Source organism: Bacteroides sp. AM44-19 (genome assembly GCF_003603395.1).
Lineage (GTDB): Bacteria > Bacteroidota > Bacteroidia > Bacteroidales > Bacteroidaceae > Bacteroides > Bacteroides uniformis.
This window is the reverse complement of the sequence record NZ_QTNB01000006.1, coordinates 124,143-148,670: the sequence shown is the minus strand read 5'-3', so window position 1 is coordinate 148,670 and position 24,528 is coordinate 124,143. Positions and strand designations below refer to the sequence as shown.

Annotated in this window: 27 protein-coding genes; 9 read left to right on the top strand and 18 right to left on the bottom strand. The window is 51.5% G+C overall.

All coding sequences use genetic code 11. The features are described from left to right. Positions 1-7: 7 nt before the first annotated feature. From DW947_RS11645 to DW947_RS11635, 3 genes are all read right to left on the bottom strand, one after another. Positions 8-3,850, bottom strand: coding sequence for a phage tail tape measure protein (locus DW947_RS11645; protein ID WP_119958521.1), 3,843 nt, complete (start codon positions 3,848-3,850; stop codon positions 8-10). A 93-nt stretch (positions 3,851-3,943) separates the two neighbouring features. Then, the gene (locus DW947_RS11640; RefSeq protein WP_004293597.1) at positions 3,944-4,129 is read right to left on the bottom strand and encodes a hypothetical protein; all 186 of its coding nucleotides are present in this window, start codon (positions 4,127-4,129) and stop codon (positions 3,944-3,946) included. Between the two features lie 11 nt (positions 4,130-4,140). After that, positions 4,141-4,497 carry a hypothetical protein gene (locus tag DW947_RS11635; RefSeq protein WP_008860783.1) on the bottom strand — a complete coding sequence of 119 codons (357 nt, stop codon included), beginning with the start codon at positions 4,495-4,497 and terminating at the stop codon, positions 4,141-4,143. A 224-nt stretch (positions 4,498-4,721) separates the two neighbouring features. Between DW947_RS11635 and DW947_RS11630 the strand changes: the two genes are divergently transcribed. The 3 genes from DW947_RS11630 to DW947_RS11620 are packed head-to-tail and all read left to right on the top strand — an operon-like array spanning position 4,722 to position 7,236. After that, on the top strand, positions 4,722-5,699 hold the full coding sequence (locus tag DW947_RS11630) for a hypothetical protein (RefSeq protein ID WP_004303975.1): 978 nt from the start codon (positions 4,722-4,724) through the stop codon (positions 5,697-5,699). Continuing rightward, a complete protein-coding gene (locus DW947_RS11625) occupies positions 5,693-6,475 on the top strand; it encodes a hypothetical protein (protein ID WP_004293600.1) in 783 nt (260 codons plus the stop codon). The genes DW947_RS11630 and DW947_RS11625 overlap by 7 nt, the downstream gene beginning before the upstream one ends. Next, on the top strand, positions 6,472-7,236 hold the full coding sequence (locus DW947_RS11620) for a metallophosphoesterase (RefSeq protein ID WP_004293601.1): 765 nt from the start codon (positions 6,472-6,474) through the stop codon (positions 7,234-7,236). The genes DW947_RS11625 and DW947_RS11620 overlap by 4 nt, the downstream gene beginning before the upstream one ends. Before the next feature lie 84 nt (positions 7,237-7,320). On the opposite strand, the gene DW947_RS11615 is transcribed toward DW947_RS11620, so the two are convergent. The 10 genes from DW947_RS11615 to DW947_RS11570 all read right to left on the bottom strand — a co-directional run bounded on the left by DW947_RS11615 (position 7,321) and on the right by DW947_RS11570 (position 16,193). Continuing rightward, positions 7,321-7,812 carry a DNA N-6-adenine-methyltransferase gene (locus DW947_RS11615; RefSeq protein ID WP_004293602.1) on the bottom strand — a complete coding sequence of 164 codons (492 nt, stop codon included), beginning with the start codon at positions 7,810-7,812 and terminating at the stop codon, positions 7,321-7,323. Positions 7,813-7,818: 6 nt separating this feature from the next. Beyond that, positions 7,819-8,274: a hypothetical protein gene (locus tag DW947_RS11610; RefSeq protein ID WP_004293603.1), complete on the bottom strand. Its 456-nt coding sequence runs from the start codon at positions 8,272-8,274 to the stop codon at positions 7,819-7,821. Positions 8,275-8,277: 3 nt separating this feature from the next. Continuing rightward, positions 8,278-9,630 (bottom strand): DUF2586 family protein, encoded by a 1,353-nt coding sequence (locus DW947_RS11605; protein ID WP_004303973.1) that lies wholly within the window; start codon positions 9,628-9,630, stop codon positions 8,278-8,280. Continuing rightward, the gene (locus tag DW947_RS11600; RefSeq protein WP_004293605.1) at positions 9,630-9,977 is read right to left on the bottom strand and encodes a hypothetical protein; all 348 of its coding nucleotides are present in this window, start codon (positions 9,975-9,977) and stop codon (positions 9,630-9,632) included. Before DW947_RS11600 ends, DW947_RS11605 begins: the two co-directional genes overlap by 1 nt. 75 nt (positions 9,978-10,052) lie before the next feature. Beyond that, positions 10,053-11,102, bottom strand: a complete 1,050-nt coding sequence (locus tag DW947_RS11595) for a hypothetical protein (protein ID WP_004293606.1) — start codon at positions 11,100-11,102, stop codon at positions 10,053-10,055. Positions 11,103-11,228: 126 nt separating this feature from the next. Then, the gene (locus tag DW947_RS11590; protein ID WP_004293607.1) at positions 11,229-12,467 is read right to left on the bottom strand and encodes a Clp protease ClpP; all 1,239 of its coding nucleotides are present in this window, start codon (positions 12,465-12,467) and stop codon (positions 11,229-11,231) included. A 283-nt stretch (positions 12,468-12,750) separates the two neighbouring features. After that, entirely contained in the window at positions 12,751-13,455 is a 705-nt protein-coding gene (locus DW947_RS11585) for a hypothetical protein (protein ID WP_004293608.1), read from the bottom strand. Next, positions 13,452-14,030, bottom strand: coding sequence for a hypothetical protein (locus DW947_RS11580; protein WP_008860784.1), 579 nt, complete (start codon positions 14,028-14,030; stop codon positions 13,452-13,454). The genes DW947_RS11585 and DW947_RS11580 overlap by 4 nt, the downstream gene beginning before the upstream one ends. Continuing rightward, on the bottom strand, positions 14,011-14,646 hold the full coding sequence (locus DW947_RS11575; protein WP_008142943.1) for a phage minor head protein: 636 nt from the start codon (positions 14,644-14,646) through the stop codon (positions 14,011-14,013). The genes DW947_RS11580 and DW947_RS11575 overlap by 20 nt, the downstream gene beginning before the upstream one ends. Positions 14,647-14,870: 224 nt before the next feature. After that, entirely contained in the window at positions 14,871-16,193 is a 1,323-nt protein-coding gene (locus tag DW947_RS11570) for a DUF935 family protein (RefSeq protein ID WP_008142945.1), read from the bottom strand. Between the two features lie 243 nt (positions 16,194-16,436). Here DW947_RS11570 and DW947_RS11565 point away from each other — a divergent pair, with 243 nt between their 5' ends. From DW947_RS11565 to DW947_RS11550, 4 genes are read left to right on the top strand one after another with little or no spacing between them, the layout of a single operon-like run. Next, a complete protein-coding gene (locus DW947_RS11565) occupies positions 16,437-16,934 on the top strand; it encodes a hypothetical protein (RefSeq protein WP_004303968.1) in 498 nt (165 codons plus the stop codon). Positions 16,935-16,944: 10 nt separating this feature from the next. Beyond that, positions 16,945-17,283 carry a hypothetical protein gene (locus DW947_RS11560; RefSeq protein WP_004303967.1) on the top strand — a complete coding sequence of 113 codons (339 nt, stop codon included), beginning with the start codon at positions 16,945-16,947 and terminating at the stop codon, positions 17,281-17,283. Continuing rightward, complete coding sequence (locus tag DW947_RS11555) at positions 17,270-18,403, top strand: phage antirepressor KilAC domain-containing protein (protein ID WP_004303966.1); 1,134 nt, start codon at positions 17,270-17,272, stop codon at positions 18,401-18,403. The genes DW947_RS11560 and DW947_RS11555 overlap by 14 nt, the downstream gene beginning before the upstream one ends. A gap of 2 nt (positions 18,404-18,405) precedes the next feature. Further along, positions 18,406-18,693: a hypothetical protein gene (locus tag DW947_RS11550; protein ID WP_243635084.1), complete on the top strand. Its 288-nt coding sequence runs from the start codon at positions 18,406-18,408 to the stop codon at positions 18,691-18,693. Between the two features lie 234 nt (positions 18,694-18,927). Here DW947_RS11550 and DW947_RS11545 read toward each other — a convergent pair whose 3' ends face one another. Both DW947_RS11545 and DW947_RS21730 read right to left on the bottom strand, forming a co-directional pair. Then, positions 18,928-19,791: a hypothetical protein gene (locus DW947_RS11545; protein ID WP_229028909.1), complete on the bottom strand. Its 864-nt coding sequence runs from the start codon at positions 19,789-19,791 to the stop codon at positions 18,928-18,930. 229 nt (positions 19,792-20,020) lie between these two features. Then, positions 20,021-20,272, bottom strand: a complete 252-nt coding sequence (locus DW947_RS21730) for a hypothetical protein (protein ID WP_004303965.1) — start codon at positions 20,270-20,272, stop codon at positions 20,021-20,023. A 91-nt stretch (positions 20,273-20,363) separates the two neighbouring features. Here DW947_RS21730 and DW947_RS11535 point away from each other — a divergent pair, with 91 nt between their 5' ends. Then, positions 20,364-20,603 carry a hypothetical protein gene (locus DW947_RS11535; protein WP_004293616.1) on the top strand — a complete coding sequence of 80 codons (240 nt, stop codon included), beginning with the start codon at positions 20,364-20,366 and terminating at the stop codon, positions 20,601-20,603. Further along, positions 20,590-21,033 carry a hypothetical protein gene (locus tag DW947_RS11530; protein WP_004293617.1) on the top strand — a complete coding sequence of 148 codons (444 nt, stop codon included), beginning with the start codon at positions 20,590-20,592 and terminating at the stop codon, positions 21,031-21,033. The genes DW947_RS11535 and DW947_RS11530 overlap by 14 nt, the downstream gene beginning before the upstream one ends. Positions 21,034-21,184: 151 nt before the next feature. On the opposite strand, the gene DW947_RS11525 is transcribed toward DW947_RS11530, so the two are convergent. The 3 genes from DW947_RS11525 to DW947_RS11515 form a co-directional block, all read right to left on the bottom strand. Further along, positions 21,185-21,817, bottom strand: a complete 633-nt coding sequence (locus DW947_RS11525; RefSeq protein WP_004293618.1) for an RloB family protein — start codon at positions 21,815-21,817, stop codon at positions 21,185-21,187. After that, entirely contained in the window at positions 21,792-23,039 is a 1,248-nt protein-coding gene (locus DW947_RS11520; protein ID WP_004293619.1) for an AAA family ATPase, read from the bottom strand. The genes DW947_RS11525 and DW947_RS11520 overlap by 26 nt, the downstream gene beginning before the upstream one ends. 534 nt (positions 23,040-23,573) lie before the next feature. Next, on the bottom strand, positions 23,574-24,365 hold the full coding sequence (locus DW947_RS11515; protein WP_004293621.1) for a hypothetical protein: 792 nt from the start codon (positions 24,363-24,365) through the stop codon (positions 23,574-23,576). Positions 24,366-24,528: the final 163 nt, after the last annotated feature.

The window sequence follows — 24,528 nt, the reverse complement described above, 5'->3', positions numbered from 1 at the left end:
TTTCATTTTATGCGTTCCAGGAGGCATCGAAGTCATGCACGACATCGATGAGCGCCTGTGCCAGTTGTTCTTTCAGGTTCTGTATCTCTTCCGTCTGCCCCTCCTTCGACTTCATCAGGTCGATGGTCCTGACACTGAGCAGGCTCTCTATGTTCACGATGACCTGTTTAGGTGCCGCCGAGGACAACCGCCCCGTGCCGGAATAGTTGCCGCCGGCCCCTCCGTCATCCAGATGCGTGTTGGTAATCGGGTTGGCAGCAAACGGACGTGTATCGTTGGAATCCGGTTCGTTGCCGTACTGGTCGGGAGTGAAGCCCGCCACGCGGAGGATGTTCTCGGCTGCCTCCGCCGAACCTCCGAAAGTCTGCCGGAGCGATGAAAAGAACTTCACGAGTGTCGTATGTGCCAGCTTGCGATGCGCGATGTTGTCTATACGCTGCGCATCGGTGGCGTTCTGCCCCAGTGCCCGCTGTTTCCATAGCCCGTTTTCGTCCTGCTCGAATCCCCAGGCCCTGAACTGGTCAAAGTCGAACCCTCCCTTACGCATCAGCTCATGCGCATTGGCGGCACTCGATATGGCATTCCGATAAGCGGTGGCGGCACGCACAATCTCCGGAACGGTCTGCGTGTTTATGTACCGGGCATAGTCGTATGTGCGGGCGGCAACCGCTTCCGACCTGTCCCCGATATCATTCACATAGACGGCCTTGCCATCCTGCATACGCCACAAAGACTTGTCGAGATCCTTCTCCTGTTGCCCGAAACGCTCCTTTACCGTCTTGAGGAAAGCGTCCACTTCCAATACCGTACCCATCTTCCCGAACTCGGCGTACGCGGCATCGATACGTGTCTGGCTGTCGCGTTTGGCAAGGGTGACAAGCGCATCCCTTATGTCATCCTGACGGGCTTTGTCCATGTTATACACATGGTCTCGCGATACCATCCCCTCAGATGAAGCGATGGCAAATTCCCCCAAGAACCCGGCCCACCAGTTGGATGTGAAGGCTCCGATTTTATGTCCCGAAGCCTCTTCGATACTTTTGCCGGCAACGACCTCGTCCACGGCACGCTTTGTCTTGACAGCCATGTTATAGGTCTCGCTCAGGGAGGAGTAAAGTGCCTCTATGGACGGATAACGGTACTTGCGGTTCGATTCGATCTCTTCCAGTACGGCATCCTTCGCCTCCTTTATCTTCCAGGTCTTGTAAGCCACCCATCCCAAAGTCCCGACCAATGCGGCTATACCTGCCGTGGCGGCAACCGCGCCTGTACTGATGGCACTCAACGAGGCGGCAGCACCGGTCAGTCCGCTGCCGGTAGCCACCTGTGTGGCAAACAGCGACTGCAGGACTCCTTTGGCTCCGATGACACCGCCCCCGGCCATCAAGGCGCGGTTCATCGCTCCCCGTCCCGCCACGCCTGCGGACTGCATGGCCGACACGATGGCCCGCTTCTGGGCAAACGAAACCTTACCGATACCACCCGCCCCCAGCAGCCCCTGCACGACACTGATTGATGTCGTGGCCGCAGACTGTTTGCCGATAAACCCCATGGCGATGCCGATATTCGTCAGGGCTCCCGCCACCTTGAACAGCCGGGTCGCGACAACGCCTGTAAAGACAAGCGGTTCTATCCAATGGAAATTGCGGGTCACCCATGCGCCGATATTGCCGATCACGGTGAAGATGTCCAACAAGGCATTCCCGATGGACACCAGGCCACGGGTAAATTCCGGAGCCTTGAACTTTGCCAGAAAAGTGCGGAGCACAGTGCGGATAGAGGGTTCCAACACCTCGTATGCCTGCATGAACCCTTCGGTCAGCTGGGAGGTCACCTGCGCCCACAATCCCTTGGTCGTATTCTGCTTTACCAATGCCAGTTCTGAGGAAACGCCCTGGGACCCCCGGTTATATGAAGTCAGTTCTCGTAGTTTGTCGTAGTTCTTCAGGAACATCATCGCCGCGTTACCGCCAATTTTCCCGAAGATTGCCTGGACATCCGCCATCGACGCGCCCTTCTTGTTCAATTCCTCGAAAATGTCCGCTATAGGACGGAGTTTCTCGACCTGCACCCCCTCGATGTCGCGCATTTCCGTGAACCGGATGCCCAGGCGGTCCAGAACTTCCTGTGCCTCCTTGGTAGGTTTGGCAAAACGTGTGGAAAGAGCACGCAACGAGGTTCCCGCCAGCGTTCCCTTCAGACCCATATTGCCCAAAAGACCGATGGCGGCACTGCTTTCCGTGAAGTCCACGCCCGCCATACGCAGGTAACCGGCAGCCATCTTGTATGACTCCGCCATCTCCACGATATTCACATTCGAGCGGGAAATGGTGGAGGAGATAATGTCCGCCACGCTGTCCATGCTGTCGTTATGGATATCATAACCGGCCATGATGTTCGTGGCCAGGTCGGCGATATACGACACGTCGTTGTCACCGATAAGTGCCAGGTTCGTGATCGGGCGGATGGACTTGTTGATTGTCTCGATATTCATGCCCGCCATCGACAGGTATTTGACGGCACCGGCAATCTCCACGGCTGTGTATTTCGTGTCGATGCCGATTTTACGGACATGACGGGCCATACTGTCAAAACGGGTCTCGAATGTCTTGAGGTCGCTGTCCGCCACACGGAGGATGGAATGTGCCGATTCCATGATGTTGGAATAGTCGATGGCCTTCGTCAGTTCCGAACGGATCAGGCTGTAACCCATATAGGCATTGAGCATCGAAGCGAACGGGAGGTTCCTGAGTGACGGCGCTTTCGAATACTGGATACGGTTGATGGCGGCACGGCGTTTACTGCGGTAGAGCGTACCGGCTGCAGTATGTTCCCGCTGCATGAGCCTGACGGACTGCATCGCATTGCGCTGTTCCTGCCGTCTTGCAGCCTGCTCGGCCTTTATACGTTCCGTTTCTGCCTTACGGCGTGCCTGTTCTGCCTGCCGGCGTATTTTCTCCGCAGCACGGGCGGCATTCTTGCACTCCCGTTCTTTAGCCCGCGCTTCATCGGCACGCCGCTTTTCCGCCGCGGCGGTTTCTGCCAGAGCCGCCTTACGGCGCTGGTCTGCGGTAAAGAGTTCCTCCGCGTGGACCAGTTTCTGGCGATGCAGCTGCTGTCCTGCATAAAGCCGTTCCATCAGTTTTTGCCGGGCCTTTTCGGGCATTACGAAGGCCTGCGGAGCATATGGCACCGGAACGGAAGGTGTGAGTCCTTCGGATGGTATGCCTCCCTGCATGTTGAAAGAAATGACAGAAGCACTTTTGATACGACCCAATAGGGAAAGTATCTGCTGCAACCTGTTTTCCGCCGTCCCGGTCTTGATTTGCAGTTCCCGGTCACGTTCCATGGAAACCAGGGCGGAGTTGATTTTCCCGATGGCTTTGGTAATGCGTTTCTGCGCGTCTGCCATCGTGCCAACGGACGAGGCGGCATTCTTTTCGATCTCCGCTTTGCGCATCTCGGCAGCCTTTTTCTCGTAAAGGCTTTTGGCGTTGGCCTTGATTTTCTTGCTGTCCAAAGCCTGACCGGCATTGATGGTCAGGCTGATGCCTTTGGAAAGCGTGGAAATATCCGTGAGTAACCCCTTGATACGTTCCAGCTTCTCTTCGCTTTTTTTCGTATCGATGGTCAGGCGGTAATCGAAATTACGTTTCTTGCCGTTCTTGGTGCGGAACACGCGGTCTATCTCGTCCATCATATTCTTGATGTTCGTGACGGCCGGAGTCAGGGACGCTTTCGCCTGTACCAGCTTGCCTACCGCCTCACCGAAGGCGATAACCTGCTTGGTGCCCTGAGAGGCATCCACGTTGATGGAGTAGTTGACCTGATAGTTCTGTTCCTGAGCCATGGTAATGGGTACTGCGTTAAAAGAATAGTCTTTCCGCAAGGGCGGAGATTATGAAACGAAGGCCGCCGCAAACCGGAAGCTTACGGCGGCAGGTCAAGGAGTCCTCTCCGGCAATGACATCGGAACGGGCATACGGCTGATGAGCATCTGCTCGTGCAGCCACAACGCCTCTTCGGAAAGCATCGCGAACTCCTCGTCGGAAATCGTGTCGAGGTTGACGCCGGGAAAGTAGTGGCGGACATAGATCATCCGCTGGCGGATGCGCTGCTCGTCGGTCACTACCCACCGGCTTATAAGTTTACCAGGACACTCTGGCGGGTGGTGATCAGCTCGGAAAGCTGTCCCATCAGACCGAACAGGAAGAGCGACTCGTCGTCCACGAGTTCCTTATCTCCGTCCACGAAGCAGTCGCGGGCCAACGTGCGCATGGCGATTACCTCGTCCTTTTTGGAAGCGGCCATGAATTTGCTGAACTGCGGAAAGCTCGGTTCGGACATGTAGGCCACATAAATCTCTTTCTCGCCGTTTGCGGTGTCTCCGAAAACGACCATCGGACAAATCTTGCGGAGTTTCTTCTCCTCTTTCAGTTTGAGGGCTTTTTCCTTGATCTTGATCTCCTGTTCCAATGAAAGCATTTTTTCGTCCATATCGAATTTGTTTTGATTCACCGAAAGAGTAGGACAAAGAATCGTGGAAAGGTTGAAGACACGGTTCTTATTCACTTGTAATCCATATGTTATACAAAAAACTTCTTTGCTCCTGATATTCCCAGATCAGTCTTTAAAGGAAATTTCGCTGAATATATTTCATATATTTCTTTGATATATAGTATATAATCGTTAATTTTGCATATTCTCAAACATAAATGATTATGTGCAAAATAGATGATTTTATAGATGTGACAAGCCGGTACATCGCTGAATTGCTTGATTTGAGGGCGGACATCAGGCCGGTCGAAAAGGATGTCTTGCATACATTCCCAGCCAATATTACTGCCGGTTATACATTTTGTACGGCTAACTTGTTGGGGCATGACGTAGTTCTTCTGTATAGTGCAGACAGTTCTGCATATACTCCGGGGCAGATGCGGAAACAAAAAGAACTGGTTGAGCGAAAAGCCCAATGCCCGGTAATATTTGTATTGCGTACAGTGGCGGCCTATAATGTACGGCGTCTTGTCAGACATCGTGTAAATTTCATCATACCGCAAAAGCAAATGTTCATACCGGATTTGTTGATAGATTTGAAACCGCATAAAAATAATATCGGGGGAGGTGAAGAAACGCAGATTCCTGCAATTGCCCAATGCATAATCCTTTATCATCTTGAAGTAAAGTCTCTCGAAGGGAAAGGAACTTATGATATTGCAGATCTTTTCAACGTGTCGTATGCCAATGTAAACCGGGCGGTCAGATGGCTGAAAGATAAAGAAGTTATCGCTTTATCCGGCGGCAAGACAAAGAGTATGATATTTCAGTTCAAAAAGCGTGAATTATGGGACAGGATGTTGCCGTTCCTGGCGAACCCCATCGAGCGGATTGTATATACCGATAGTCTGCCTGATGAAGTATTTTGTATTAGTGGAGTAAATGCCTTGTCGGAATATTCAATGCTGAACAAGGAAAAAAATGACACTTATGCCATTGCAAAAGAAGAAGCTCGACGGTTGCAAATCCGGACAGACAAGGAATATGGCGAGACCCGCATAGAGATATGGCGTTACAATCCATGTTTTTTCTCAAAAAACGGCATTGTAGACAAATTGTCTTTATTTCTGGCCATGAAGGATATGGATGATGAACGCATTCAAATAGAATTGGAAACTATGATAAATAATATGATATGGTAAGAGGAATTGATAAATTCAGGGAGTTTTTCACCGGATATGAAGGAAACTATGTCATCATAGGTGGTACTGCCTGTGAAATGCATGAAGAAATATATGCACAAACTCCAAGGGCGACCAAGGACATAGACATTATACTGATTGTGGAGGCGCTGTCTTCGGATTTTGCTGCAAAATTCTGGGAGTTTGTAAAAACCGCAGGGTACAGACAAAGGAATAAGGGAACCGGGAACGGGGAATGCAGGCATGAATATTACAGGTTCAAGGAACCGGGAAATCCGGATTTCCCGTATCAGATAGAACTCTTTTCACGAAATATCGGGGTTGTCAAATTCCCGGACGATGCCCACATTACCCCCATTCCGGTTGATGATGACCTGTCAAGTCTGTCAGCCATTTTGATGGATGATGACTATTATAATTATACCATTGAACACAGCACGTTGGAGGAGGGCGTACATATTGCGAACATTGAAAGTCTTATCTGTCTGAAATGCAGGGCCTATTTAGAAATGACCGAGCGGAAAAGCAATGGAGAACAAGTGGACAGCAAACATATCGTCAAGCACAAGAAAGATGTATTCCGGCTGGTTGCCATGCTTGCTCCTGCCGACACCTACGAAGTTCCTGATTCGCTTAAACAAGATGTTGACAGGTTTTGCCTGGCTGTCAAAGAAGAAGTGCCAAACTCTGATTTTTTCAAATCGGCAGGACTTAAAAGCATTTCCGGAGAACAGTTATTGGAACAACTTGAAGCCAATTTCATAACACAACAATGAGAATCCAATACGCATCCGACCTGCATCTCGAGTTTCGGGAGAACAGCAGTTTTTTGAAGCACAACCCGCTGGCTGTTGCCGGAGAAGTGCTTGTCCTTGCCGGAGATATAGGATATATCGGAGATGAGAACTACTCCAGACATCCGTTCTGGGACTGGGCTTCCGGAAATTACAGCCGGGTCATCGTGGTTCCCGGAAACCACGAGTTTTACAAGATGTTCGACATAGACAAGCTGTATAACGGCTGGTCGCTCAAAATCAGGGAAAACATCACCTGCCACTATAATGCCGTTATCCCATTGGGTAACGATATAGAATTGATCGCTACCACACTGTGGTCACATATCCTGTTGCAGGATGCCTATGAAACTGAGGCAGCCATCACAGATTTCCGCAGGATGCGTTACGGCAGCGAACCGCTGGACTGGACAAGGTTCAATGACGAACATTCGCGCTGTTTCCGTTTTCTGGAACAGAGCGTAAAACAAAGTACTGCCAGACATCTCATTGTCGCCACTCATCATGTACCGTCATTCGAACTGATGGCGCCGGAGTTCAAGGGCAGTCCGCTCAATGGGGCATTTACCGTGGAGCTTGGCGGTTTCATTGCAGACAGCCCGATTGAATACTGGATATATGGCCACTCGCACCGCAATATCAATAAGGTCATCGGAAACACCCGGTGCATATGCAACCAGTTGGGCTATGTGTTCAGTAACGAGCATACGTCATTCGATAAGGAAGCGCATATTTCGATTTAAGTCTGCCATACATAAATCCCGTCTGTCAGCCAAGGTCAATATCCGGCAAACAGACGGGTTATTATGTAACAAATTTATGGTTGACTATTGAAGTCGTGGCTTCACCAACTTCCCGTCGATACCGCATGTTTCCAGAACCGCGGTATTTTCTTTGTTGAAGGCGATCAGGCATGACGGCGCTCCGGCCGTACCACCCTGTTCCCCCGTAACATGGTAAAAACTGAGCCGTCCCTTGATAAAGAGTATTGAATCGGCGTTTGGGAATATCAGTTCGTGGAACAGGCGCGTGTCCGTGCGGGCAAAAGTGAGCGCGACGGCATTCCTGTGTTCGACACACCTGCGGATAAACCGGACAATCAGTGCAGTGTCATAGGGAGGATTGCAGAACACACGTCCGAACCAGGGTTGTTGCAGGCCGTCATCCTCAATGGTATAGTGATGTCGCGCCGTATCCCATGGGCGGTTTACGGGCGAACACGGATCCAAATCGAACGGCCCCAGCCTCCGAAGCAGGCAGGGAGGCGTGAGCCATTCGTTCTTTCCGGTAGAAGATTTCCCCTCGAAAGTTACATCCATGACAGCTTAGATTGTATCACCCGAGCCGATTTGGATATCGAACGGGTTGAGATCGAATTCATGGGTGATATTGGTATCATCCTGCTGTGACTCGAGACAATCCTCCGTGAAGATGCAACCTTTGAGCGTTACGGTCGTCGTTGTCCAGTCCTCGCCGGCCATCGGGTTGGCAAAGCTGATAATCAGGTCGAACTCGCCGATTTCGAGCAGCGAGCCGTACACCGAACGCAACAGCTGTTGCGTGGCATAGTCCATCGTGATGCTCGCCGTATAGGTAATGTTCCCGAACCCCCTCGACACCGGCCGTCCTCCCATGCCGTAGTTACTTTCGACCTTGCGCTTCTTCGACCATTTGATGGCCGACACGCCTTCAAGGGTCGTGGAACCTTCATCGATTCCCAGGGCGGTCGATGACAGGGTTATCATCGACCACGAGTATGCTACATTGTTGATTATTGCCATATGCTATGTCTTATTTGCGGTTAATGACAGTCCTTCCTCTACATAAATCTTCACGGCCACGCCCACCGGGACAAGGACATAGGAGATGCGCAGCGTGTCGTCCACCAACACGTTCTGGTTCGGGTCGATAGTGACGGCGTATCCTGAAATTTCCTGCGCCGCCTGCATCTTGGCCAGTATATCCCCGATGAGTGTCTTGAAAGCTGTAATCTTCGACGGGGCGAGGAACCCGGTTGAAGGATTGACCATCAGCGGTGAGTTCACATACGGCAGCAGGGCTGCACGCACGGCACGGCGGCTCTTGTTGATGGTGCGGTTCCGGGCAATGGTACGGAAATCCCCATGTGAGCATGTCTGGTCTTTCGAGATGTAGATCCCGTTCTCGCGGCCGGCATACTTGATGGGAAAAATATACCCCTTATCGTCGAGTTCGTCCAGCAGTGACGGGGAGAGTGACTCGTACCGGTTCAGGCTGAGGAAGTTCTCCTCTGCCTCGTCGAGGTTGATGTCCCCGAACCCCAACTCTATTTCCTGGAAATCGTCCGCGAAGAGATTGAACTGCTTGACCCATGCGATGGATTCGTGCACGTTGGCCTTTGCTATGGCTCCCATAACCGCTCCCAAAAATCCCACGGGCGTATGGTTCCTGTTGCACATCTGCATCGTGGAGATCTTTTCGTGATGCGCCTGGCCGAATATACAGCTGATACGGCTTGATTCACAGATGCATGAAGGTATTTTATTCAGGTCAATCTGACGCCCCTCAGTCGTATCCGCCCCCGTATTGGAAGGATTGGCGGAAAGGATGAGCGAGAGCGGCTGGTTCTGCTCCGCAAGCCCCACGGCCACGTCGTTGAGCCCCTTTACCAGATTGAGGTTGTATTGTTCCGATGCGCCGTTCGCTTTCCACAGCGGCTGTTCCGTCCATATGCCTATCTGGTTGATCATACCCCCGGCAGCACGCTGCATGATTTCCAGCGCATCCCAGTTCGCCGAACAGTCCGCGAACATCACGTAGAGTTTTCCTGAACCGCCCGGATTGCCGGACATGCGGAAAAATTCACGGATATGGTATGCCGGGATGCCGTGCAGGAAATTGACATTCATCTCCTCCTCGTCGGTTGCCTCCACACGTTCGATGATACCGAAGTCGTTCACGGCGGACTTGAACGAGGTGATGTAGCAGACATCGCCAGGCTTGAGCCTGGTCTCATTGGTTTTACCATACCCCTCCGTGAAAAGCGTCGGCTGGAGGGACACGTCGAACAGCAGTCCCGTCACCTTCTCGCCCGACGAGCCGGTATCGTAAGGAATATTGCCGTCCACATCCTTGATAAATACATTACCGAGTGCCATTATGATTTCTTTTTAAGTTCGTTGTAGAAAGGATTCCTGTAGAGTACGGCCTTGCCCCTGATGGCGGCCGCCGTGTCCGGCGCATAGGTTCCTCCGTGCGTGTCGATGTACAGCGACGGATATGCCGGGAACTTTTTCAACAGGGACAGGATGTGAGGCTCTGTCGTCTCCTCCGACCCTGCATTCCCTTTCCCCGCGGTCTTGGCCGGCAGCCTGTCTTCAGTCTCGCCGCCTGTCCCGAGGTTTTCCGATGCCGTTTCCGGAACGGGCACCGCCTGAGCCTCCGGTGCAGGAATATTATTGTTGTCTGTCTGCGGAGTTTCCTCCGTGTTGATTTTCTTTGCCATAACAGTAGAATGAAAATGGGGAACGGGGCCTTGCCTCCGCTCCCCGGGTGGATATTGAGAATGAAGAAAGGTGTGTTATTCGCTCTTCTTGTAGGCGGTATGGACCACGATCTCCGCCGGGCGGACGATGTTCACGTCCATTTTCATGCGCATCTGGAAAAAGAACAGCTCGGAGTTGGCCTGCAGACGGTCGATTTTCAGGATGTCCGTGTCGTTCGCGTAATCCACCCCCATCCACAGGTTGGAGTCCATGCCGGTGGAGAACTCGCCGAGCACCATCGTGTGTTCGGGGATTCCCACGACCGGGACGATGCGCTTGCCCTTGAAGCGATAGCGGTTGACCTCGGTATTCTCGGAATACTTGACCTGCTTGTCCGAGATATATTGGTCATACGCGTCCCAGGCGTCCCATCCGACCACAAAGGTCAGAGATGTCTTCTTTCGGATCTGCTTCGGACATTTCCTCCACATCGCATAGAGCGCCGCCTCCACCGCGGCCCCGTCCGTCAGCTCGGTCGTTCCCGAAATGATGCACTGCCCTCCGGCAACCACCTCGGCATCGGAGGAGTTCACATTGTCGAGGATCCGTTTGATGACCCCGTCAAAATATTTCTCCTTGTTGGCTCCGATTTTCGTGCAGCCTTCCGGTGCGGTAATCTTGGCCACCGTCTCTCCTCCGCGGGCGGAAGTCCAGATGGCGTTTCCGATATACTCGTTTTTCTTGTCCATAAGGAGACGGAGCATCGTCGCCTGGATTTTCGGGTCGAGCTCGCGGAACACGAGATTGCCTTCCGGCTGCGCGAAACGCCAGTACTTCTCGTAGTCCCTCGGGTTAAACTCGAGATAGACCATAAAATCGGACGGCTCAAGATGGCGTTCGGTGAACTGGTACTCGTTCGTGCCGTCATCGCCCTTGGCTCCGTGGATGGGTTGTGGGGTCGGCACGTTGTCCTGGATAATGTTGCCCAGCTTGATGGCAGGAAGCGTATAGCGGTGCTGGATGCCCGTCTTGATATGAATCAGTCCCTCGCGGACTGTATCATTGCCCTGCACGGTATAGGTCAGCAAGTCCTCAAGTACTTCGCCGCTATACCCGTTTTGAAGAAAGTTTACTGTATCAGCCATTGTCGTTTTAAGTTTTCCGTTGAAGAATGAAACTCGGCCGACTGGCGGATACCTGCTGTTTCCGCGCGAGACACTGCGGTCTCCGGCATGTCAGTTAAAATCGGGCGGACGCCCGCGGATAGTCTGTCAGAGCTTTCGGAACTTGAAATCCGCACCGACCACTTCCGCCACCTTCTCGGCCATCAGCTGTTCGGCGGTCTTTGTCGCTTCCGCCGTGGCCTGGATGTTGGCAGGGTCATCGGCGATTTCCTTCGAGATTTTCTCCCGCGCGGGAATGGAAGCCAGCGTGCTTTCCGCCAACTCGAAGTTGGAACCGGCCATCTCCACCCACTGCGTTTTCGCCTCACGGTCAATCTTGCCTTCTGCAATGGCATTCTCCACCAATGTCTCGATACGGGAAGCCTGCTCGTCCTTCTCTTTCTGCTCGTAGGCGGAAAGGCGTGCCGTCGCTGCGGCCAGGTCTGTCTGCAAGTTCCGGATGGAGGCGTCTTTTCCGGCGATGACGGTCTGCGCGTCGCTCAGTGATTTCTGTATTTCTCTGTATTTGGGTTCCATCGCGGCCAGTTCAGAGATACGTGCCATCACGTCCTTGACCTCACCGTCCTTCATGCCCAGCGAGGCTGCAATCGCCCCGTACTCAAAGCCTTGTGTCTTGTTTTCGTTTGCCATATCGTTTTCCGTTTCTGTAAGAGTAGGTTCAATGCCTTTGAAAGGTTTATTTCCCGCGCTGACACGGCTCATCAGTTCCTGGATGGCGGCCGTATCGGTCAATCCTTCTATCTCGTCATGCACTTTACGGCAAAGCTGCTTCGAGGTATGGATGACATGCTCCGCAGGTATGATGCCGGCCTTGACGGCAGCCTGTGCGTCGAAATAGGTCCCGTCCTTTCCTGCCTGTCCGTCCATGATGGCCCGCACATGCTCCGCTTTCAGGCCGAACCGTTTCCGGTAAATCGTCTCGATCTGTTTGGTAAAAGCCGTTACCATGTCCGACGGTTCCCCTCCGTCATCGTCCGGCAACATCGGGTTATGAATCATCAGTATGGCATAATCACGCATGAGAGAACGCTTGCCCGCCGCCCAGATGATGGAGGCCATCGATGCCGCGACCCCTTCGATGATACATTCCGTATCCACCGTGGCATTGGCGATGGTGGAATAGGTGGACATGCCGTAAAGGACACTGCCGCCCTCCGAGTTGATCAACACGCGGATACAGGAGGGACGGATGATATTTTCCAAAAAGTCGAACTCGTCATTGAAACGTGAGGTCGTCTCTTCCGTCACGCGACCGAAGAAACGGATAACAGCCGGCTGGCCTGCCTTCGCCTCTCCGACGACATATTGAAGTGTGTTCATATCCATATGCAAGGGTTATTTGAACAAGAGTAGGCGGTGGAAAAAGAAAAGGTTTTGCACTGCTATTTATGGAAGTGGAAATATGAGAATCCATCCATTTATGGAAATGCGATTATCTTTACAGTATAATAGATTGTTCAAATTACAGACCGGTTGCAACTATTTGTATCAAGACCGGCATGCTGAACATTCTAAATTCAGCAAGTACAGAAAATGTATCATGAGTCTTGTATTATCTGCTGATTCATGTCTGTTTATACGCAGTGCGGATAAATCTCCTGCATGGATTTCAATTTTCCGATCCAGTATCCGAAAAACCAGATACTTCGTCATGTTCCGGACGCGGATGGAAGCCGTGTCCGCCGCTGTCATGTTGCGGCGCATCGCTGTGTTGGGTGAACGGGGGCATGACCACATACCTTTTTACCCAGTCCCTGTATTTCCACGCGGAAGATTCCCTGAACCATACCTCGTAGTCTATCCAGTACGCCTGCAACATATTGGTTGAAAGCGGCATGTCGAAATAGGTCAGGTTGCACCGCTCGCTCAGCGCCGGCTCATGGTTCTTGGCATCCTGTATGGCTACATTGAGCCGCTGGAAGACCAGAAACGCCTCGCATTCCTTGTCTTCGTCCGCATTGTTGAGCGTATTCAGGATAAACCGCACGCGCATGGTGGCGCGTCCCTCACCGATACGCTGTTGCTGTACCAGGTACCTCACGTTGATAAAGTGGATGAACACGGCAGGGAACACAGTCTCATACTCCGTGTTATCGTCACGGACAATGCGGGCGAACTGGCCGTTGTCGATAGCGACGGTTTTGAACAGGGGCGGCGACAACGGGTCGTCCGGATTCTCCCGCAGGGTCAGGACAGCCCGCTTAACGGCCCGGTATATCTCCACGAAAGGGTTCGCGGAAACTTCTTCAGGCAGGCTCTCCGCCGGTGCCGACGGTTGTGCGGGCTGTGGTGCTGGGTGTTTGTCTTTTATCATAACGGCTGGTGTGGAAATCCTTTAAAAATCATATCTATGAAATGGGCGGCGATATAGTCGTCCGTCTTCGGTGAGAATCCGATGAACTGCCGGTGTACGGGACGGCGCGTGGAATACTGGTTTACCGTGTACAGCCCGAACTTCGGATCGGTATTGTGTATGGCGGCATAATGCCCGTAACGCTCCTTGCTGCGTCCCCGCTTGCCCTTGACTGGAAAGCTCTTTTCCGTAGTCCACATGCAATACCTGGCGCCTTTCCGGAAGATGCGCGTACGGTCCGAACGCCGTCCCACTATGTCTGTCCGGCCGGCTTCCGACTGTATGCTCCGGGCCAGAGTCCCCGTATCGTTCATGAGAGGATGGGTGAACCTCTTTCCCCATTTGGAGGTACGAGGCGCCCATTTGCTACCGTTGAATCCCCCCGAAGCGAATGAGGACACGAACTGCTGCCTGGTATAGTCACCGGCAGCAGTTGCGAAGTCGAATACGTTGAACTCCAGCCGGCTGGCCATGACGCGCGTACTGGTCCTGCTTACCCAGTGGCTGCAAAACTCATCAAGCGTTATCTTGGGCATAGGCGAACTTTCCTTTAATGCGTTTCACAATATCATTCATGTAACCCGGAAGCGGGACGGAGAAATAGCGGTGCGCATCGGAAAAGATACGCCCGCCGGTTGCCAGGCTCTCCCGGAAGACCGGATCCACCTTTTCCAGATAGTCTCCCTTATCCGGCAAAGCCGCCCGGACAGCGGCGAACCCCTCCGCGACCAGAAAGCAGCGGCATCCCCATTCGATCGGCGGTATCAGCTCCGGAGGAAACTCGGATTTGCGGAAGGAAATCCCTTCCAATGAAAGATGCCAGGCACGTACCCGTTCATCGCCTTGTGTCATGTAGGTAAGCACGGTATCCATATCCACCGCCATCCACCATGCGGCCATCGAGGCCGCGAAGAATACCTGGTTGTTCTCTTCCTCCGCATGGACGAGGTTATACCTGCGGCATATCTTTTCGTATGCTTCCATGTCCTGTTCATCCGCTGTCTCGGGCAGTTCCCCGAGCATGGCATACTCCTCTGCCGCGGCAAAATCCACCAGGTTGTCTATAGCTGCAATCAGGATGTCACGCTGCTGCCGTTCCCTCTCTGTTGTAAAGGAGTTGTGATTTTTCAGTATCTCCAATGCCCGGTCCATATCGATTCGCAGACCTGTCAGCGCACGGTCTATGAGGAAAGAGGCACGCAGGGTGATGATGTCCTCTATAATGTCGAGACGTTCCGCGCTGTTCTCCCAATAGAGGATCAGCCTGCGGAATGCATCGAAAATGACACGATACTCCTTTTCCGTATCGGATTCCGTGGTTGCAGATGCCCTGACAGCCCTGAACGGAGCGTTGTCCGGGAGCGGAAGACGGGCTTCTATTCCGCTCCCCGCAGAAAATTTCCGACCTTCGCCCCCCGGGGGCGTCCGTAACGCCGGAAATACTCCTCGTCCGACATGATGCCCCGGTCGTTGTGGCTGAGACCGGATGAGCCGCCTTCGGCTCCGAAACCTAATCCCGGGATAACATTGAGCTGCCGGCCCACATTGATACCGAACTCTTTCTCGATCTCATCGGCCGCCACTTCATATTTGTCCGTGATCAGCGAATAGAGCTTGATGCGGTCCTCGTTGCTCATCTCTATCCGGTTCGAATACCGGAACTCCAATCCTCCGGGGATATACCCGATAGCCACCAGGCGGGGGATTATCTCCTCGTTCATGACGTTTTCGATATACCGACGGTAGACTTCGATACGGTCGCGGAAAATGTCCTGGTGTGCTTTCGTGGAACCCACGTACGACTGCATCCCTCCGGCCATCGACTCGGAGCCGAGCACGAGGTTGGCAACTTCCTTGTTCACAAACTCGATAAGCCCGGTATATATCTTTTCCGAGTTGGACATGGTGAATGTCTTGATATCGACCTCGTCCTCAATGCCGGTAACCACCACCTTGTTCTGTGCCGCGTTGGCTATCTCGTTAGCCAGCCTCTTGCGGTCGGCGTTGCTCTCGCTGACCGTCTTTCCGTGGATAATCGGCTGTCCGTAAGTATGGGAAAAGTTCACATAGTTGGCCACCGTGAATTTCTTGGCCAGTATCAAAGGGGTCGTGGCGGAAAAAAGTCCCAAGTCGCCGGAGTTTACCAGTACATAACAACGGTAATATGCCGGGTCATGTAAATCCCAATGCGGCTCCCACAGTCCCTGCCGCTTCAGTACCGTTTTCTGGTCCGGCAACACATTACGCCGTTCGATGATGTTGACTTCCGCCAGCCTGCCCGTTCTGGGGTCAGTATGCGGCATGATTTCAAGCAGGGTGTACCCGTAGAGCTTGGATTCCACTATGCCCTTGATTATCTTGTCGAACTGCGAACCCTGTATCTTCAGGGAGTTCGCCACGTCCTTGATGTATTTTCCCTTTTCGTTTACACGGGCAAGCATATAGCGGTCGCCGAGAATCTGGCTTTCCAGTGTCTCGACAACGGAACGTATATGAGCGTCCTGTTGCAGGCAGGCTTCATACAGGTCAATGAGCCGGGCGCGGTCATCGAGAATATATCCCGAGCCGGTATCCTGACGGCATGAACGGTAGCGGTTGTTGCGCTCGATTTCGCGGACATACTCCTGAATTGTCTTTTTGGAGGTCTTAAAAATACTCTCCAAGAGTTCCCCGTTAAATGATTTGTCCGATGTAGCCATAATTTTTTTGTTTCTTGTTCAAAGAGTAGAGACAATCCTCAAGAGAGGTTTTTACGGCTAAAAGAATATATGGAGAACGGGACTCTTAATGCTTGATTTACAAACCGAAATATACAACTTAAATATATAGATATTTCGGTTTTATTTATGTTGTAAATATCTTATTATCAGTGATTAACAATTTATTAAAAGTGTAATTTATGTATATATTTATAGTGTATTTCATATTAAAAAGATATATCTTTGCACCACGTTAGATACAAATCCAAGAACAATGAAAAAGAGAACATGAAAGAAGAAAAGATTCCCTGCCGGATAATCCGGTACAGGGAGTTCCCCGATCTGCTTTTCGGAACGTTACGGGAAGACGGACCGGTCTATTTCGACGCGACACGCTTCATCCAGGCCAAAGGAGATGCACGCCGGCATAATGTCCGTGATTTCCGTGTCGCTTTCCATCACTGGGCAACGGCGTTGGCAGACGCCTACGGAATAGACAGGGAAAAGATGATCATCCGTGACGAGGCGTCGGGACACCTGTTAATTGATGAATGTCTGGCTCTATTATTTGTCGTTTACATCGATCCCGCGTTCGGTGTCTACCTTCTGGAGCGCGTGGACGAACTGCTGTCCGGTGGATTTACGGTTTCAGACACTTGGCTGGTACAGGCTGCCGGTCTTAGATTTACAAAGGAGGAATTAACGCAAATTTTAGAACAACATGAGACGCAGCACATTTAAACGACCCAAGATGGTGCTCATCTTCAACGGGGCACAGGTTCTTGTAGCGGTCACGCGCTCGCTGCACAGCGCGGCGGAATTGACAAAAGGCAACTTGCAGGCTATCTCATTCTGTTGCACGGGCAAGTATGTATGCAGCGGCGGACTCTATTTCAGGCATCTGCATCCGGATGTGGAAATCGAGCTGGCCGACCTCGGCACACTGATGCTGAAAGATTATGACGCCCTTTGCGGCGAGAAACGCACGTACTATCCGGTGCGCAAGATGGCACATAAGAGAGCCTTGCTTGAAAACAAACGTAAGTCTGATAACCAAAAGAAAGGAGGAAATACCTATGAGGGAAAATAGGAATGTTCCGTTCCGGGACTGGAACATAAGGGTTTCCCGGAACCATAACGGCCAGCTCCATATCTGCGCCGTGGATATATGCGATATACTCAAGCGGGACGAACTGCTTGAAAACGGCGCCATCGCCCGTGTTTGCCCGACGGCATTGAAAATCAGTTTCCGGAAAAACGGCAGGGAACAGTGGGGTTTCCGTCCCATCGATATGCGCCGGCTTTTACAACTGGTACGCAAGGAGACTATTATACCCCGTGACCTGCTTGATGAATTGGAAGTGTGGGGCAACAAGCTTCTGGAACTGGAAGCCGGGGAGCTGCACGCCGTCCCGCAGGACGACATCGTCATGCACTTCGAGGAAGGGTTCCCCGTCACGTTCCGGCGTGTCGGCGACAAGCTGATGGTCAACGCCACGCAGATCACGATGCACTTCGGGAAAATCCCGTCTGAATGGCTACGCATCGCTTCCACGGATATGCTCCGCAGGGAAATGGCCGGCAACGGACATACCGGGAAATACGAGTCGCAAGTCTTCACCACACGGGGGCGGGGGCACGGTGCGACCTGGTTGGAATCACCGCTTGTCATACCGTTGGCCAGATGGATCGCCCCTGACCTGTCTTTGGCGGAATGGTTGGGCGAGGCTATCGGCAAACTCTCCGTGAAACGAGGGAAGACAATCGTACGCGAACGCCCCAGGGTGGCGGCACCCGGTCTGCCCTGTATGGATTGTCCCATGCCGCAGGATATGGAATCGGCGACGAGACTGATTCTGGAACTGCGGAAGGTGGTGAGTGAATCCCTGCCGAAAATCGTATTCTACGAGGAGTTTATCGAGAACAGGGACTGGTTCAAGAGCACGCGCATCGCTGACGAACTCGGCATATCGCCGCGACAGTTGCACCAGTTCCTTGCCGAAGAGGGCATCTGCAAGTACGAGAAGCGGCAATGGGTGGTCTTTCCTTCCTGCCGGGCCTGGCAATGCGATGTGCCTTACACGTGGGAGAACAGCCGGGGCAAGGTATATACTTTCGGATCCACCAAACGATGGACACAGGCCGGACGGGAGTGTATCATAGAACTGTGGCGCAAGAGGAACCCTGAATACTGCCCACCGGGTGCATAGCGATGGAAACGGCATTACAGCGGATCATCCGCAAGACAGGAAGACGGCCGGTAGAGTGCCGTTGCCGTCTGTGCAGGCAGCAATGCCGGATACCGTGCCTCGGTACGCCGGAAGACATCCTCCGGTTGCTGAAAGCCGGATACAGGGAGCGTCTTGCACCCACTCGGTGGGCGGTAGGCCTGCTGTTAGGAAAAATCCCGTATATCGTGCCGATGGTACAGGCGAAACAGGAAGCAGGCGGGTGCACATTCTTGGCGTATAGGTCATTTCGGGTGCTAAAATCGTTGTAATACTGGTGTCTGTCAGTATGATATGACCATTCAAAACTTTTGAACACATATTTGATGCGAGCGCTTTCGCTCTATAGGTCAAAACGGGTGCTGAAAATGGCACCCGTTTTTGGTGGATTCATCTGTATTTTGTTATTTTGCATTGCGGCTTAAAGCGTAACGGAGCTCTGCTGGGGAGCACCTCCGCCAGGAATAAAGCCGTCCAATATGCATAATGCGATTCAGGAGATGGCCTTAGCGGTTGTCTCCTTTTTCATTATGCAATTTGGCATATGCCAAGAAAAACCCGTTCATCATCCGCTTGCGGTTTTCCTCAATCATTCCCGGATGATTCCGCAAGGCTTTCTTCATGTCGGTGAATGTGCCTTCGATCATATTGTTTGTGTTGGGCATACCTCTGACTTTCTCGTATGTAAACAAAAAAGGAAGGTAGGTCGATATGCTGACCATGGCAGATCTGAGCCGTTGATGGGTATATATCGTGCGTCCGGTAATCTCGTTGACCGTCTTTTCTTTCAGGAAGTCATGCCATTTCCTCTTCCATTTCTCAAATGCACTGACGAATGCACTTTCATTCATGTCTTTTAGACGGTATGCAAGATCCAATAACTCCTTTCCTGCCTCAAGTTGCGGATTCTTGGTCAGTTTTCTTCTTATTATCGCCACCATGTGGAACTGGCACATCTGTATTCTGTATTCCGAAAGGACGGTAAACAGCTTTTGAAAACCATCAATGACAATCCCCTGAATGGCATACCCGCATCCTACTATATGTTTCACAGCGTCCTCGTAATCACTGATGTGCTCGTGGGCGATATGCTTCATGTAAAGAAGTCTGCCGCTTCCGCTTTCCAGAGCCAGCAGCACTCCTGTATTGCGCCCAAAATACGTGGCGTCGAGATGTATCACACCGCTTCCTTTGATCCTAGGCTGTTCCCAGCTGAACGAAATGGAGGCAAGCCGACGTGTCACGGTCGAAGCACTGAGACCTGTAGTTTCACTGATCTGGGCTATTGTCTGCTTGCCGTGCAGGTACATCTCCCAGATGTCTTCTTTTGTAAAATCACGCCCGCCGCTGAAGCGGCGTCCACAAACCATGCACTTGTATCGTTGGACGCTTTTGCGTTTTCCGTCCTTCTTTACAATGGGGGAATTGCATGTCGGGCATTTTTTTGTTCATAATGCAATTTCTATATTTTCAAATGCCAAAATATACTGAAAATCAAATAGAATGCCACGCTATCGGCACCCGTTTTGACCTATAGCGTGGCGTTTTCCTGTTTTTGAGGCGTTTCAGCACCCGTTTTGACTAATAAGTCACATTCTTTCAGGACGGACTGTGTGAACTGCATGCGGCAGGGCTCAAGCCCACTGAAGGCAGGTTGTCGCACCATACCATCACCATGGAGAACCTGAAGTTCGGAATGTCGCTCTCGTGGAACGTGGCCAAAGAATGGCTGGACGAGCGGAACTTCGACACGATACGGGAGATTGTCCGGATAATGGGAAAATAGATGAGGGACGGTTTCATGAATGAAGTATCAGTATAACCGGTTGATTCCTCCTTTGCCGATTTCATGGAACCGCCTCTTATTAATTCATACCATTTGCAAACAGTTCGTATTAGTCGCGGCTATCCTTTATCAGGAAAACATTTAAACGCGAATGATATGAAACTGAAAAGCAGAATGACCGTCGGGGAGATGTCGGAACACCTGACGGAACATACCGGCAAGTTCGCCAACCGCGTATCCGTGGGGCGTTACGCCAAAAAACTGGGATACGCCGTGTATAAACCGATGATAAACGGCAGGATATGCCAGTTCTATGTCAATCCGTCGATTAAGGATGACGGGGAAGCGGAAACATTACGGACGAACGAACGCGAAAACGGACATGAAAGGGAATGACGACAAAAGGCAACACGTGATACCGTTTATGAAATGCTTCACCGGGCTGGTCGGCGCGTTCACCCCGGAAGAGGTCATCTTCATGCTGTACATGGCAGACCGTACACGCCTGCGTGAAAAAGGTTACGACACCTTGCGCAGCAAGCGGTACTACATGGAGAACATGGAGATGGGTTCGCGGATTTTCGACAAGTGCGTGGAAAAGACAACGCGTATGGGATTGCTTGAACGGGTGCCGGTCAGCGGGATGTACGATTACCTGTGGCACATGGATTCCTACAACCGGCTTGTAGGGATATTGGCGGAACTTGGAAATCCTTTTTCTACCAGGGCATTCTGTCATCGGATGTTCGATGTGGAAAAAAGGACCGTGGCATCCGTCTCTGACGAAGAGGTCAGCCAATGGAAAGAGAGACACCGAAAAGTTTGAGCGTATCTGTCCACGGAACGTAAATGAATAAAAACAGACGGCATCGTTGTGATTTGCCGTCTGTTTTTGTGTTTTTGCGACATAAAATCCGATAAAACCGGAAGGAGGTGGTAGCCGGGTACAATATTATCCGGGCAAACGACAGAATATGCTAAATATACTTATTCAGTTCTTCCACAAGAAGATGCACCGTTGTCGAAGATTCCGCCTGTGCCGGCGGTATTCCCTCCATTCGGCGCAATACGGCTTTTGCGTTCGTGATGGCCTGAGCCTGTTTACCGCCCAGCTCCCTGAAAACACGACCGCCTGTACCGGCTTCCTTGTTGTAGGAGAAGCCCAACAAGCCGGATAGCTTTGTTTCATATTGATTTCTGTGCATCGGGCCTTGTACCAGGTTATAGTGCAGCAAGAACCAATACTCGAAAGCCTGGTTGCTGTATGCCACCCTCATGCCACCGGCTTCCGCCATACCGATAGCCCGGTTGAAATCCCGATCGGGAAAGTCATCCTTGTCAAATACCACCCAGCACTGGTCATACTCGCGTCCTTTCTTCCGCTCTTCTTCTTTCATCCGTAAAGCCTTTTGGACAAGACCTACCGTATTGAGTCCCTGGCCTACCGCTTTAATATTGGCGGAAGTCAGGCGAAATGCATTGAAATAATCCGGTTCCGTATTTACCCCCTCGCAGATGATCAGGAAGGATTGTTTGACCTCACGGACAAAACTGATACGCCTGAGTGTCCGTGCCGCGCGTGGATCACGCTTGTTCGTCCGTGCTGCCATATTCTTCCTCCCTCAGGTCAAATAACCGTTCAAACTGGCCGATGACAGGGATACCGCCATATTTCCCCATCAGGTACTCCTTTTCGAAAGGTGCACTGTTGCGAACCTTGTATTCCGCCAACGAATAGAGTTCCGAGGCTCCAAACGAATCTTTCTGTGTAAACCAGATCTGATCCCTGCGGAACAGGCTTGCATTAAGCAGGTTGGTGTCATGTGTCGTGAAAATCAACTGTGCATTCCTGGGATTTGTCACTCTGGAATTGAACAGCCCGATGATGCGACTTGTCAACAGAGGGTGCATTTTCGAGTCGAACTCGTCGACAACCAGCCTTTTGCCATGATCCAACGCGTCGATTATAGGATAAGCCAGCGAGAAGTATTTGATCGTACCCTCCGATTCGTTTACGCGGAACGGGAAAGTGACCGTCTTCGTGGCGTTGCCCTCCTCGTCATATTGCTGGTGTGAACTGATGACTGTATTGTCAACCTTGCGTATGTCGTCGATTCCGAAGTCTGCAAACCGGGCAAACTCCACAATACGCCTTTTCATGGACGGATCATCGATCTGGGCTATCGCCATTTCCCAAATCCGCTCGTCGCTGCTGCCAAGAACAATCGTGGTGTTGGCCAACCATCCCATGATTTCCACCGAGACGCTTTCGTTGAACTGTGCTGCCACGGAAAGAAGCAGCGCATTGTCGCGCACCATTTTTTTGGCGACAACCTCTTTGCCGACCGAAAATTTGGGATGCAGTTCATACTCATCGCCGTCACGCAGGAACAGTTCCACCTCCTTTGCCTTGCGCTTGTTGCCCTTTTGATAAAGCCACTCCCGGTGTACACGTTTTTCATCGACTTCGAACCCATAGCGGTATTGGACCGTTTCGTCGGCAAAGACCGCCTCAAAATAACTGGGCTCCTGTTCCGTCCTCCGGTTGAGACGGAAACTTTCCACCCGTATGCTTTCGCCGGACTGCACGCCTTTGGAGGAATTGATGACAAACCATTTGAAGAAATCGAGTGCTTTGACCAGATTCGATTTCCCGCTGGCATTGGCCCCGTAGATGACCGCACTCTTCAGCAAAGAGAGGTTCGTACCTTCAAGCTCAAAAACAATCTCATCGGACCGGGTCTGTTTTTCTTTCAGCGCGGAAGCAGCCAAAGACAAGGTCGCCGGCTCCTTGAACGAAAGGAAATTTTCGACTGTGAACTGAATAATCATATTATATCGCAGTTATATGTAAATTTTATGCAAATATAGGGGATATTTTTCATATATAGATGTTTTATCGGATCTCTTTTTGCGGTTATTTTCCTGCACGTGAAAATCAGACCGTTTTCGTTCTTGCAATGCTGCCCTGCAAAAGGCGACTGCAATTTTCCGAAGCGGCAACATCGGCTTGCGATTCATGCTCCCGATAGTGGAATTTGGGTGGAAAGACGCGAAATTCGCCACATCTTTCCCCTCAATGTGGTACAAATGTACCGTGTATCTGACAGGAGGGGTGTTACAAATGTAGCAACAATACTATAAGTAGTATTATACAAGAAGAAAGAAGAAAGATGTACTTTTTTCTTTGACGCAAAGAAAAAAGATACCAAAAAAGAAACAAATCATGACAGACGGCACGCCGTCTGTTTTTTTGTTTTTTTGAATCGGAAAGTGTTGAAAACGGATAAGATGAGGATTAAAGGACCACTTCCTCCCCAGATACAAGAGAGAGAAACAGAACGAATACCTTATACCGTCACCCTCTTACCGTCTGGCATCCTTGTCGCGGTTCAGCCTTACGACAGAGCGCACGCAGTCACGTACCAGTTCGGCATCCCTCCGCTCCATGAAATAGTTCCCGCATTCCAACCGTTTCCTGTCCGCCGGCCTGTTGTTGTCCCTGCATTCACGGATTTCCAGTATGTCATTCAGGTAATAGTACTTGTCACCGCGTCTGACACGTGTTGCCAGCCGTTCGAGTTCCTTCAGCCGTCCGTTCCATGCAAGCCCTTTCTGGCGTAGAGCATCGGAAAGCCTGCTACGGCCACTGGTTCCGATAGGCAGTATCTGGAGATTCACCGCGTACCCGACTGTTTCATGCAGGGAATAGCGCAGGCTCCCGTCTTCGTCCAGCAGGCAATACAGCACAACACGTCCTTTTGCGTCGATTTCCTTGAAAGCCCCCAGTATTACATGCTCATCCAGGATACTGAGTTTTACCAACTGTCCGTCTTTGGGAGCATAGAGAGATTCCGAACATACACCCCGGCGCTTGTCCCATGCAAGATGGCCTTCGTTCAGCAGGCGTTGGAGGGCAATCTTTTGCTCTGCGCTCGCTTCCCGGCAATCATTCAGAAACATGACCGCGTCATCGGTAACGAGTTCTCTGCCCGCAGTCATCCTTACCGGAACCGACACGCAATTACCCGTGACATCTCCCACAAGTCCGGTTTCCGATGTCCCACCGTTGAAGACGACCATTCCCTTGCGAATGGACGACCCACCCGTGCTGTCTTTCGGAATACTCCCGATTTTCTTCTTATGATATGATTCCATTCTTTCGATTCTTTATCCAGATATTTCCTGTAACAGCAAAATGCCATACTTCATACATAAGTGGATACAATACGGCAAATATACGTATAATTCACCAAAAAGGCAGGTGACTGAACCCCATTTCTTCTGCATTTCCACGGTTTCCTGTATAAAGTCACAAAAA

Bases quoted from the DNA above. Each gene is read 5' to 3' on its own strand.
- DW947_RS11610 (WP_004293603.1), bottom strand. From the start codon at position 8,274: ATGGCAATAATCAACAATGTAGCATACTCGTGGTCGATGATAACCCTG.
- DW947_RS11585 (WP_004293608.1), bottom strand. From the start codon at position 13,455: ATGATAAAAGACAAACACCCAGCACCACAGCCCGCACAACCGTCGGCA.
- DW947_RS11580 (WP_008860784.1), bottom strand. From the start codon at position 14,030: ATGCCCAAGATAACGCTTGATGAGTTTTGCAGCCACTGGGTAAGCAGG.
- DW947_RS11520 (WP_004293619.1), bottom strand. From the start codon at position 23,039: ATGATTATTCAGTTCACAGTCGAAAATTTCCTTTCGTTCAAGGAGCCG.
- DW947_RS11635 (WP_008860783.1), bottom strand. From the start codon at position 4,497: ATGGACGAAAAAATGCTTTCATTGGAACAGGAGATCAAGATCAAGGAA.
- DW947_RS11570 (WP_008142945.1), bottom strand. From the start codon at position 16,193: ATGGCTACATCGGACAAATCATTTAACGGGGAACTCTTGGAGAGTATT.
- DW947_RS11595 (WP_004293606.1), bottom strand. From the start codon at position 11,102: ATGGCTGATACAGTAAACTTTCTTCAAAACGGGTATAGCGGCGAAGTA.
- DW947_RS11550 (WP_243635084.1), top strand. From the start codon at position 18,406: ATGGAAACGGCATTACAGCGGATCATCCGCAAGACAGGAAGACGGCCG.
- DW947_RS11525 (WP_004293618.1), bottom strand. From the start codon at position 21,817: ATGGCAGCACGGACGAACAAGCGTGATCCACGCGCGGCACGGACACTC.
- DW947_RS11515 (WP_004293621.1), bottom strand. From the start codon at position 24,365: ATGGAATCATATCATAAGAAGAAAATCGGGAGTATTCCGAAAGACAGC.
- DW947_RS11530 (WP_004293617.1), top strand. From the start codon at position 20,590: ATGAAAGGGAATGACGACAAAAGGCAACACGTGATACCGTTTATGAAA.
- DW947_RS11575 (WP_008142943.1), bottom strand. From the start codon at position 14,646: ATGGACCGGGCATTGGAGATACTGAAAAATCACAACTCCTTTACAACA.
- DW947_RS11630 (WP_004303975.1), top strand. From the start codon at position 4,722: ATGTGCAAAATAGATGATTTTATAGATGTGACAAGCCGGTACATCGCT.
- DW947_RS11560 (WP_004303967.1), top strand. From the start codon at position 16,945: ATGGTGCTCATCTTCAACGGGGCACAGGTTCTTGTAGCGGTCACGCGC.
- DW947_RS11605 (WP_004303973.1), bottom strand. From the start codon at position 9,630: ATGGCACTCGGTAATGTATTTATCAAGGATGTGGACGGCAATATTCCT.
- DW947_RS11615 (WP_004293602.1), bottom strand. From the start codon at position 7,812: ATGGATGTAACTTTCGAGGGGAAATCTTCTACCGGAAAGAACGAATGG.
- DW947_RS11590 (WP_004293607.1), bottom strand. From the start codon at position 12,467: ATGGATATGAACACACTTCAATATGTCGTCGGAGAGGCGAAGGCAGGC.
- DW947_RS11535 (WP_004293616.1), top strand. From the start codon at position 20,364: ATGAAACTGAAAAGCAGAATGACCGTCGGGGAGATGTCGGAACACCTG.
- DW947_RS11600 (WP_004293605.1), bottom strand. From the start codon at position 9,977: ATGGCAAAGAAAATCAACACGGAGGAAACTCCGCAGACAGACAACAAT.
- DW947_RS11545 (WP_229028909.1), bottom strand. From the start codon at position 19,791: ATGGTTTGTGGACGCCGCTTCAGCGGCGGGCGTGATTTTACAAAAGAA.
- DW947_RS11555 (WP_004303966.1), top strand. From the start codon at position 17,270: ATGAGGGAAAATAGGAATGTTCCGTTCCGGGACTGGAACATAAGGGTT.
- DW947_RS21730 (WP_004303965.1), bottom strand. From the start codon at position 20,272: ATGAAATCGGCAAAGGAGGAATCAACCGGTTATACTGATACTTCATTC.
- DW947_RS11645 (WP_119958521.1), bottom strand. From the start codon at position 3,850: ATGGCTCAGGAACAGAACTATCAGGTCAACTACTCCATCAACGTGGAT.
- DW947_RS11620 (WP_004293601.1), top strand. From the start codon at position 6,472: ATGAGAATCCAATACGCATCCGACCTGCATCTCGAGTTTCGGGAGAAC.
- DW947_RS11625 (WP_004293600.1), top strand. From the start codon at position 5,693: ATGGTAAGAGGAATTGATAAATTCAGGGAGTTTTTCACCGGATATGAA.